Origin of the sequence: Methanomethylovorans sp., assembly GCF_050177135.1 — an archaeon.
GTDB lineage: Archaea > Halobacteriota > Methanosarcinia > Methanosarcinales > Methanosarcinaceae > Methanomethylovorans.
On record NZ_JBFXHJ010000202.1, the window covers coordinates 1 to 3,382 of the forward strand.

The following is a 3,382-nucleotide window of genomic DNA, read 5'->3' on the forward strand; positions in this document are numbered from 1 at the left end:
ATTTCGGCTGTATGGGCCGTGGTACATGCGTACGTGCCTGTCCATTTGGTGCTATGTCCATAGGGGAAGACAAACTTCCGCATGTCAATAAAAATCTATGTACAAGCTGTGGACTTTGCATATCAGCCTGCCCCAACGATATCCTTGCCTTTGCAAAGGAATCCGAAAAGGTGCATGTCAAATGTCGTTCTCACGACAAGGGTAAAGATGTAAAGGCTGTATGTACTGTTGGCTGCATTGCATGTAAGATATGTGAAAAGAACTGTCCTGTGCAGGCGATAACAGTTACTGATTTCCTGGCCGAGATCGACCAGAGCAAATGTACCGCCTGTGGGATATGCGTGGAGAAATGTCCTCAGCACACAATAGAACTAAGGAGTGTAGCATGACATATAAGACATCTATCGGATTGAACGAGAATGTTGTTGCAGCTTTATGTTATATTGGCTTCTGGTTCACAGGAATACTTTTCCTCATTATCGAGAGGGAAAATAAGTTTGTCCGTTTCCACGCCATGCAGTCAGTATTGGTATTCATACCTTTGGCTCTGATCGTATTCCTTATTGGGTGGATACCTTATTTTGGCTGGGTGCTTGCGGACTTTGCAGGATTCCTGTCTCTCTTCTTGTTGCTGGCTTTTGTTATAATGGCATACAAGGGAGCAAAGTTCAAAGTACCTATCGTCGGCAAATATGCCTATGATTCTGTTTACAAGAATAAGTAAAGGTGTTGTGCTGTACAACATCTTCTTCTTCTTGCTTTTATCATCTTTGTTTTTTTGCTCTTTTGCCGATGGCTTCGAAAGTTTAAAAAATACCTATCGCTATCTATGCACTACGCATTTTCCGGAAGGGAGGGTAAATCATTAAAGAAGAGATATGGATCGAAAAATACAGGCCTATGAGACTTGATGATATTGTCGGTCAAACAGAGGCGATAGAAAGGCTCAAATCCTATGTAAAGAGTCGCAACCTTCCGCATTTGCTTTTTTCCGGCCCTCCGGGTGTAGGAAAAACAGCTACAGCAGTTTCCATTGCAAAGGAGCTATTTGCAGATTCATGGAAAGAGAACTTCACTGAGCTAAATGCTTCCGATGAAAGAGGGATCGATGTTGTGCGTACCAAGATCAAGAACTTCGCTAAGACATCACCGATAGGTGGGGCAGATTTTAAGATAATCTTCCTTGATGAAGCTGATGCTCTGACTTCAGATGCTCAGGCGGCGCTAAGAAGAACTATGGAAAAATATACTAACAATTGTCGTTTCATTCTTTCTTGCAACTATTCCTCAAAGATCATCGAACCCATACAGTCAAGGTGTGCAGTTTATAGATTCCGCCCTCTTTCTGACGATGCGGTGACCGAGCGTGTGCTTTTTGTTGCCAGTAATGAAGGGATCGAAATTGCAACTGACGGCATGGAAGCTATCAAATATGTAGCTCAGGGGGATATGCGCAAGGCCATCAACGCATTGCAGGCTGCTTCTCTTGTTGACAGAGTAGTACATAAAGACACCATTTATAAGATCACTGCCACAGCTCGTCCTGAACAGATCACAGATCTGATCAACACTGCCCTTAGTGGTAATTTCATGTCTGCACGTAAACATCTGGATGAGCTTCTTCTTGACCAGGGCCTTTCAGGTGAAGATGTGGTGGGTCAGATCTATCGGGCTATGTTTAGCCTTTCAATTCCTCAGGAGAAAATGATAGACCTCATTGATGTTATAGGAGAGGTGGATTTCAGAATAGCCGAAGGATCTAATGAAAGGATCCAGCTTGAAGCATTGATCGCGCATTTCACACTAAGGGGAAGAAATTAGAATGGCCGTTGTACAATTACTCTCAAACCTTTTTGACAGTTTTCCCAATTGGCTGGCCACTATTCTGATCAGCTGTTTACCTGTGGCGGAACTTAGGGGTGCGATACCAGTTGCATTACTTCAATATCAAATGCATCCGACAGAAGCCTATCTTCTGGCGGTTATAGGTAATATGATACCGGTGATACCTCTTCTGCTATATCTGGAGCCGGTGTCCAACTATTTGCGCAGGTTCAGGTTCTGGAACAAATTCTTTGATTGGCTTTTTACCCGTACTCACCATAACCATTCGGCCACCTTTGAAAAATACGGCACTTTGGGGTTAGCTATCTTTGTAGCCATTCCCCTGCCCGCAACTGGTGCATGGTCGGGGTGCGCAGCAGCCTTCGTTTTCGGTATAGGCTTCAGACATGCGCTTATGGCTATAACCGCAGGTGTCCTTATTGCAGGCGTGGTGGTAACAACAGTTACCCTGGGTGGCATAAGCTTGTCTAATCTGTTGATCTAAAAAATAATTTGAACTGTATCATTTGAACATTTTCTTGGATAGCATATCTTTTGCCAAGGCGATGTCTTCAGACTTTACAGTTTTTCTTCCAGCATGTTCAGCTAGCTTGATCGCTTCTCTTGAAATGTCCAATCCGTACTCTTCGAGTATTTCAGATAGTGCCATTGCTGCGGATTCACTAACTCTTTGAGACCCAGCACTTCTTATAAGCCTTTCTATCGGTGCAAGTGGTATTATTGTCAATTTTTTTCCTCCTGAAAAAGTCAATTTCTGATCAGATTCATATTAAGTACTTAATTACAAAAATAAATTATAAATAGTTATCTTCGATGATTTATACTGAATTTGTGTCTTTAAGTGCTGAACAACGGTATATTCAGACGGATATGCTATAAATAATGTGTCATTATCACAGCAATCCTTATCTTGTGTTATCATGGCTCTTAAAAAGAAATAATTGTATCTAAAACTACTCTGTTCTGAGTTTTTTCAACTTTGCAGCAATATCCTTGCCAAGGCGTTGGCATTCCTTTATATCTTTTTCTTCCGGGATATATTGTACCCTAAGAACAGGGTCTACTACTTTCATACCAGCTTCTCTCATCTTTTCAGCGATCATCACAGGTGCTTCACCACTCCATCCATATGATCCAAAAGCAGAACCTACTTTTCCATCTACTCCTTCAGCTATCAGTGCATCAAGGAACTTTGAAATAGGTTCAAGCATCTTGTAATAGAAAGTTGAAGAACCTATTGCTATGCCGTCATAGCTGACAGCGTCTTTAGGGTCCCACTCGTAGAAGTTATCGACCCTTACTTCTATATGTTTCTGTCTGGCACCTTCAGCTATGGCTTCTGCCATCATCCGGGTGCTTCCCTGGGTACTTAGATAAACGATTGCAAGTTTTACCATTTAGATGATCCCCTGTTTTCTCATAAAGGACTTTCATGGAAAATAACACTTAAATAAAGTCCCCTTTACAAATGGATATTATTCTCTGATAAACTTTTCCAGAAAAGTATATTCTGGATATGTTTATTGCTTATCAGGAT

6 protein-coding genes are annotated in these 3,382 nt (G+C 41.8%); 4 read left to right on the forward strand and 2 right to left on the reverse strand.

Annotated features, from left to right (window positions below; all coding sequences use genetic code 11):
• The 4 genes from AB7U21_RS11415 to AB7U21_RS11430 all read left to right on the forward strand — a co-directional run.
• On the forward strand, window positions 1-389 hold a 389-nt coding region (locus AB7U21_RS11415; protein WP_428389170.1), incomplete at its 5' end, for a 4Fe-4S binding protein.
• A complete protein-coding gene (locus AB7U21_RS11420; protein WP_333787651.1) occupies window positions 386-724 on the forward strand; it encodes a hypothetical protein in 339 nt (112 codons plus the stop codon). The genes AB7U21_RS11415 and AB7U21_RS11420, both read left to right, overlap by 4 nt.
• A gap of 140 nt (window positions 725-864) precedes the next feature.
• A complete protein-coding gene (locus tag AB7U21_RS11425; RefSeq protein WP_333787667.1) occupies window positions 865-1,821 on the forward strand; it encodes a replication factor C small subunit in 957 nt (318 codons plus the stop codon).
• 1 nt (window position 1,822) lies between these two features.
• Window positions 1,823-2,329, forward strand: coding sequence for a small multi-drug export protein (locus tag AB7U21_RS11430; protein WP_333787650.1), 507 nt, complete (start codon window positions 1,823-1,825; stop codon window positions 2,327-2,329).
• 18 nt (window positions 2,330-2,347) lie between these two features.
• On the opposite strand, the gene AB7U21_RS11435 is transcribed toward AB7U21_RS11430, so the two are convergent.
• Both AB7U21_RS11435 and AB7U21_RS11440 read right to left on the reverse strand, forming a co-directional pair.
• Window positions 2,348-2,572, reverse strand: a complete 225-nt coding sequence (locus AB7U21_RS11435; RefSeq protein WP_333787649.1) for a histone family protein — start codon at window positions 2,570-2,572, stop codon at window positions 2,348-2,350.
• A gap of 226 nt (window positions 2,573-2,798) precedes the next feature.
• Window positions 2,799-3,242: a flavodoxin domain-containing protein gene (locus AB7U21_RS11440; protein ID WP_333787648.1), complete on the reverse strand. Its 444-nt coding sequence runs from the start codon at window positions 3,240-3,242 to the stop codon at window positions 2,799-2,801.
• Window positions 3,243-3,382: the final 140 nt, after the last annotated feature.